Source organism: Sphingomonas sp. (assembly GCF_035910975.1).
Taxonomy (GTDB): domain Bacteria; phylum Pseudomonadota; class Alphaproteobacteria; order Sphingomonadales; family Sphingomonadaceae; genus Sphingomonas.
The window spans coordinates 1-2,303 of record NZ_JAMHWM010000053.1 but is presented as its reverse complement, the minus strand read 5'-3'; the positions used below and the strand labels follow the sequence as shown (position 1 = coordinate 2,303).

Genomic DNA, 2,303 nt, shown 5'->3' with positions numbered 1-2,303 from the left:
GGCCGTCGACAAAGAATTCCGCGCCGCCGAGAAATCCGCCGGCGGCATCGCCGACAAACTCAAGTCGCTCAACGTCGACATGAAAGCGGCGGGCCTCAACACCGCCAACCTCGCCGCCGAACAACTCGCCCTCGCCAAAGCGCTCGACACCGCGCAACGCGCCGTGGCCACCCAAACCGCCCGCGGCGTGTTGGGTGTCGTCAACACCGACGAAGCCCGCGCGCAGATCAAAAAGCTGCAAGACGCCTACAACGTGTTGCGGGCCGACGGCACCGCCACGCTCAACGATCTCGCGCAAGCCAAGTCGCGCCTCGTCGCCAAAACGATAGAGGTCAACGCGCAACAATCCATTCTCACCGGCAGCATGCAACAGCTGCAGGGTGCGTTTGTCGCTGTCATCGGCTCGGTCGGTGCGTATGCGCTCGCCGTGTCCGCGGTCACGACGGCCGCCTCGCGTTACGAGCAGGGGCTCGCCTCGATCGCCTCGATCACCAATCTCAACAAGGTCCAGCTCGACGCGCTCGGCCAAAGTGTGTTGCGGCTCGCTGGGCAAATTGGTCTAGACGGCGTCGAAGCTTTCCGCGCGCTCTACTCGATCATCGGCTCCGGCATCCCGCCCGAAAACGCGTTGCGCGTGCTTGAGGCGTCCTCGCGCGCCGCTATCGCCGGTCTGACGGGTGTCGAAAACGCCGCCCAAATCGGCGTACAAGTCCTAAACGCCTATCAGCTCCAGGTGGGCCAGCTCGATCGCGTCTACGACATTTTGTTTCAGACGGTGCGCGACGGTGTTATCTCGTTTGAAGAACTTGCCGAAAAGTTCGGCCTTGTGCTGCCAGCCGCGCGAACGGCTGGCGTCAGTCTCGAAGAATTGTCCGCCGCCACCGTCGTACTCACGCGAAACGGCCTCACCGCGCCGCGCGCAATGGTCGCGCTCGAAGGTGCGATCAAGCAGCTCGCCGCCCCAAGCACGGAAGCCGCCGGCGCAATGGCCGAATTGGACATCCAATACAACGGATTCGCCGGCACCATCGAACAATTCGCTCGTAAGAACATCGGCCCCGAACTGTTGCGCCGCCTGATTCCCGACGTAGAGGGTCAACGCGCGGTCGCACTCTTGAGCAGCAACTACAACTTGCTCGCCACCTCGCTCGACGAAGCCACCAACGCCGCCGGCGCAACCAAAGACGCCTTCAACAAACTCAAAGACACGCCCGAGCAAGCCCTAAAGAAATTCAGCGCTGAACTCAACCGCGCCCAGGTCGCCGCCGGCAAAGCGTTGCTTGAAGGCTTGCTCCCGCTCCTCAACGGCGCGACCGATCTCATCAAGGCGTTCAACGATCTGCCCGCCGGTTTGCGTAACAGCGTCACCACGCTAACTGCTGTAGGGGGTGCGCTCGCCGTCACCGCCATCGCAGCGCGCGCCATCACCCCCATCATCGCCCCGATCGTTGCCGGTATCGGTGCGCTCGGCACAAGCGGCGCGCTTGCCGCCGCCGGCATCGGCGCCGCCACAACCGCGATCACGGCGTTTATCCCCGCTGCGCTGGCCGCCGGCGTCCCGGCCTACCAATTCGGCCAATGGTTGCGCGAGAGCAGCGCCTATGCCCGACAGTTTGGCGACACGCTCGGCGGTGGGGTCGCGGCTGCGATTATTGACGTGAGCGAGCGTCTGCGCTACATGACCGCGCTCGTGTCCGGCGACACCGCCGAAATGAAGCGCGCGTCCGAAGCGATCGACCGCAACAAGCTCCAATACGTTGAGCTAACCAACACCATCGGTGCCAACGGTGCAGCGCTGCAACAGCTTGAAGTTAAGCAGGCCTCGCTCCGCAAGTCGCTCGAAGAAACGCAAGCCACCGTCGGCAAGGTCGGTGCCAAGTTCACCGACGCGTTCTCGGGCGTAGTCGAAGCCGTCGACAAGCCCTTGACTGAGCTCAATGCGCGCATCAATCGCACCGCCAGCAACATCGAAGCCGCCCAGGCGCGCATCGGTGCATCCGCCAGCGCCGCGAAGGATCTCTACGCCGCCCAAATCGCGCAAATCGACCAATCGCTCGCGCAGCAAACCGCCGCGATTCAAGTCTCGGTCGCCAAGCGCGAAATCACCGAAACCGCCGGCATCAAAAAGGTCACCGACGCCACCGTCGCCGCCAATGCCACGCGCCTAAAAGCCCTCAACGACCACGCCGCCGCTGCGATCAAGGCGTTCGATCTCGACGCCCAGGCTCGCATCGCCGTCGCGCGCAAGACGGGTGCCGATGTCGAGAAAATCGAAATCGAACTGCGCACGTCCCGCATCGCCC

General features: G+C 63.7%; 1 protein-coding gene. It reads left to right on the top strand.

All coding sequences use genetic code 11. The features are described 5' to 3' along the window. On the top strand, positions 1-2,303 hold a 2,303-nt coding region (locus VYI76_RS16710), incomplete at both ends, for a phage tail tape measure protein (RefSeq protein WP_326525946.1).